The organism is uncultured Oscillibacter sp. (assembly GCF_910579365.1).
Lineage (GTDB): Bacteria > Bacillota > Clostridia > Oscillospirales > Oscillospiraceae > Oscillibacter.
The window spans coordinates 1-4,142 of the sequence record NZ_CAJTUX010000123.1 but is presented as its reverse complement, the minus strand read 5'-3'; the positions used below and the strand labels follow the sequence as shown (position 1 = coordinate 4,142).

Below are 4,142 nucleotides of genomic sequence, written 5' to 3'. Positions count from 1 at the left end.
TTCCCGCAGGGATTGCCGCTGGTTGGGGCGGCTCCTCCGGCCGGACAGCCCCCGTTGCCACCGCCGCATTGATGCTGCCATGGAGGATGCCGCTGAAATCGGCGTCCACCATGCCGGAGATGTATCCCCGGACGTGGCCGTCCACCAGCAGACTGCCGGTGTGGGTCTGGACGGGATGCCGGGTCTTCAGGGTAAAGGCAGTCTTTTCAATGATGGTGTCGCCCAGCAGCAGAATCTGGGGAAGGATACCCATCACCAGGAAGATGGAGATTAACGTGCCCCGGCCCAGACACACGCCGATGGAGGCGATGGAGGCTGTGGTGGACAGCAGGCCGATGGCCACGCCGGCGGAGGCCAAAATAGTGCCTGAGGTAATAATGGTGGGGAAAGCCTCATTCAGCGACTCGATAACCGCATCCTTGAGGGACATGGTCTGTTTCAGCTCCACATAGCGGTTGGCGATGACAATGGCGTAGTCAATATTTGCGCCCATCTGGATGGAGCTGACCACCAGATAGCTGAGGAAGAACAGGGGTTCCTTCTGTAAGTAAGGGAAGGAGAAGTTGATCCAGACACTGCCCTGGATGACCAGGATCAACAGCACCGGAAGCCCGGCGGATTTGAAGGTAAACACCAGCACCAGAATGACGAATACGATGGTCAAAATGCTGATGAGCATGTTGTCGTTGCCGAAGGAGGCGGACAGGTCAAAATCGCTGGTGGAGTTGCCCACCAGGAGGGAATTTTCCGGGTAGTAACGGCCCACAATTTCATGCAGAGTGTCCAGAAAAGTGAAGGTCTCCTCCCCCTCCTCGGGCAGGTTGAGCTGTAAGACCAGACGGCTGTAGTTCTCCCCCTTCAATTGCAGCTGGGCGTCGGTCAGCTGGACGTGGAGGTCCTCAATGGTCTCAGTCATGTCCGCGTCCAGAGAGATGTAGCCCTCGTCCATCATGTCATAGACATACAGGAACATATCAATCAAGGGTACGCCGTAGCTGTCCAGGCCGGAAACTACCTGTCCGTAGTCCTCCTGGTCCACGGCGTAGGCGGAGTAGAGCAGCCGGGCCACCTCAATATCCAGATCGGTCAGCTCGGCAAACTGCCGGGGTGTCAGCCGGTCTGTGAGGACATAGCCGTCCATGGCATCCACATTGGCCAGGCCCAGCACCGTGTCCGTCTCGGGCATACGATCCAGTTCCCGGAGCAGCCGGCCCTCCTGCTCATAGTCCCCCTTGGGCACGATAACCGCCAAGGTGTTCACCCGGCCAAAGGTTTCGTTCACCCGCTGCTGGGCAATCTGGGCGTCGCTCTGGCGGAAGGTGGTCAGCTCGGTCTGCCCGTAGGCGTAGGGGCAGCGGTTGGCGAACACAAAACCGCCAATCAGAAGCACCACAAACAGGGGCGGCATGACAAAACGGGTTTTCACCGCCAGCCGGCCCCAGGCGGTGATTTTGGGCACAAAATTCCGGTGGTGGGTGCGGTCGATCAAACTGCTGAAGCTGAGCAGCAGCCCGGGCATCAGGGTAAACACGGCCAGCAGGCTGAGCACAATGGACTTCATCAGCACCAGGCCCAAATCCTGACCAATCCCGAACTGCATGAAGCACATGGCCCCCAGGCCGGACAGGGTGGTCATGGAGGAGCCGGCAATCTCCGGAATGGCCTTGCTCAGGGCGGCCACCACCGCCTCCCGGGCCTCCAGCTGCTCCCGCTCCTCGGTGTACCGGTGGCAGAGGATGATGGCGTAGTCAATGGCCAGGGCCAGCTGGAGGACCACCGCCACCGAGTTGGAGACAAAGGATATTTCGCCAAAGATAAAGTTGGTGCCCTTGTTCATCAGTGCCGCCATGCCAAAGGTCATAAGTAGCACCGGGATCTCCATATAGGTGTGGGAGGTGAACAGCAGCACCACCAGGATGATGACCACGGCAATCACCATGACCACCTGCATCTCGGCGTTCAGACTTTCAGAGGCGGAGTCGCCGGTGTCGCCGGTGATATAGACGTCATACCCGTCCAGAAGGGCTTTGACACCATCCAATCCCTCCAGACTCACCGGGTCAGTGGCGGTCCCGTCGTAGGTGATGGAAAACAGGGCGGAGCCGTTGGTGTAGTGGTCCCTGGAACCGTTGAACTCCACCGATTTTACACCTTCCATCATCTCTATCTGCTCCGCCAAGCTCTCCGCCTGACGGTAGGAGATATTGTCCACCATAATGCGGCTGGTGCCAAAGGTGACAAACTCCGCCTCCATCACGGTCAACCCTTGCCGGGTCTCGGTGGTGTCAGACAAGTAGCTGGTCAGATCGTCGTTCACCGCCACCCAGCCGCTGGAAAAGACGCAGAAAATAGCTGCTCCGATGTACAACAGGTAAAAGGCTTTGCGTTTGTCCACAATAAAAGCCGCAATCCGTTCCATCGGGCTTTGCTTTTCCGAAACTTCTACTGTGTGCCTGCTCAACCTGAACGCTCCTTTCAAACTCTATGATAGACAATGATACTCTGCTTTTCTTGGAAATGCAAGTGGTCAACAGAAAGATAATGTTGTCACTTCCATCGTCCCCTTTTTACATTAAATTATATGTATTATACATGATTGAATAAGTAAAATCAATACATAGAAATATATGTATGATACGTTCCTTGAAAAAGGTGGGACTGACATTGAAAAGCGTGATGGAATTGTTTCGGGAACTGCGGGAAGATCACGATTACTCTCAAAGTGATATAGCAGCCGTTTTGGGAATTTCTCAGCAGCATTATTCCAAGTATGAGACGGGAGAATATGAATTTCCGCTGCGGCATTTTATCACGCTGGCAAAATACTATAGTGTGTCTGCTGATTATCTAATCGGGCGGTGTTCCTATGATGAAAAGAAGCCTTTGGAGATGGTATATGTCACTCGTGATTGTACTTATGAGAAGCTGGTGCAGGATATACTTTCTTTAAGCGAACATGGAAGAGAAGCTGTTGTGGAGTATATAGAGTTACAGCGGTTGAAGGAAAGGCAGAAAAAGTGATGCTTTCTTTGGGGGGTTGGTTTGCGGCCCGTGCGGACAACCTTACGCTCAAAGGTGACTGAAAAGGGAGCGGGGGATGATGGTGATCTTCGCCACCGGGGCGGAGTGGGTCTGGAGCGCCGCCACCAAGGCGCGGCCGATTTCGTGGTAAGAGACAATCATCCGCTCGTGGTCGGAGAGGATTTTGTTCTTCTTCTGATACCCGGCAATGACCACCTCGATGCTCTCTTGGAGGTCCTCCCGGGTGGCGAGCCTCCGTCCCTGGCGTACGGCCCGCAGGGCGGCCTCGTTGACCATGTTGGCCAACTTCGCACCGGAGGCCCCGGAGGCGGCACAGGCGATGGTGTTAAAGTCCACATTCTCCGCCAGCTTCACCTTGGCGGCGTGAACCTTTAGGATGGCCTCGCGGCCCTGAAGGTCGGGAAGAAGCTGAGGATGGGGTTCATCTCCTTTGGCCTCACCTTGTCGAACACGCAGCCGCTCTCCCACAGGCGATCCACCAGGCTGGGGTCATGGAAGGTGATCTGGCGTACAGGCCAGGCTCCTCGGAGGTGTCAACGAAGTAGATGACGTCCTGCTCCACCTGGGCCACGGCTACCTTCAGCATGGTGAGGAAGGTGCCGTAGTCCACCTGCGTGATCTCTTGGCGCATCAGGCGGGGAAACAGCAGGGTATTCAGCAGGATCATGACCACTAAGACGATAAAGCAGTAGAGGATCAAAGGCTTTTGGGGCTTTTCGATTTTTTACATTTCTAATTTCTCCTTTCCGGGCCGTCTCATATAAGCATTATTTTACAAAAACAAATTGCAAAGTCAAAACTATTTCTTATTTCCGATAAACTGTGGAATGTGATGAAGGAAAACGGCTTTTCCACACACCAATTAAGGGAAAAGTGCGGTGTCGACAGCAAGACCATCCGGCGCTTGCGGGCAAACGACAACATGGAAACCAAGACACTGAACAAATTGTGTACGGTCCTTGATTGCCGTCTGGAAGATATTGCTGAATATATTCCAGACGAGGGGGAATCCAAGGGGGGAGACCTCCCCTCTTGGCACACGACTTTCGGAGAAAGTCTAGTGTGTTATACCTTTTGTCCCGGCTGGCGCGGGAAAGGGG

At 54.8% G+C, this 4,142-nt stretch carries 4 protein-coding genes and 1 pseudogene; 2 read left to right on the top strand and 3 right to left on the bottom strand.

Translation table 11 applies throughout. The features are described from left to right. Window positions 1–2,395: MMPL family transporter (locus QZ329_RS15095; RefSeq protein WP_365352322.1), on the bottom strand; the 2,395-nt coding region annotated here is incomplete at its 3' end. A gap of 278 nt (window positions 2,396–2,673) precedes the next feature. Here QZ329_RS15095 and QZ329_RS15090 point away from each other — a divergent pair. Next, window positions 2,674–3,021: a helix-turn-helix transcriptional regulator gene (locus QZ329_RS15090; protein WP_295753833.1), complete on the top strand. Its 348-nt coding sequence runs from the start codon at window positions 2,674–2,676 to the stop codon at window positions 3,019–3,021. A 66-nt stretch (window positions 3,022–3,087) separates the two neighbouring features. On the opposite strand, the pseudogene QZ329_RS15085 reads toward QZ329_RS15090, so the two are convergent. Both QZ329_RS15085 and QZ329_RS15080 read right to left on the bottom strand, forming a co-directional pair. Continuing rightward, a pseudogene (locus QZ329_RS15085) lies at window positions 3,088–3,447 on the bottom strand (cell division protein FtsH); the annotation flags it as partial. Between the two features lie 31 nt (window positions 3,448–3,478). Beyond that, on the bottom strand, window positions 3,479–3,742 hold the full coding sequence (locus QZ329_RS15080; RefSeq protein WP_016322953.1) for a hypothetical protein: 264 nt from the start codon (window positions 3,740–3,742) through the stop codon (window positions 3,479–3,481). Window positions 3,743–3,874: 132 nt separating this feature from the next. Here QZ329_RS15080 and QZ329_RS15075 point away from each other — a divergent pair. After that, window positions 3,875–4,142: helix-turn-helix transcriptional regulator (locus QZ329_RS15075; RefSeq protein ID WP_295753832.1), on the top strand; the 268-nt coding region annotated here is incomplete at its 3' end.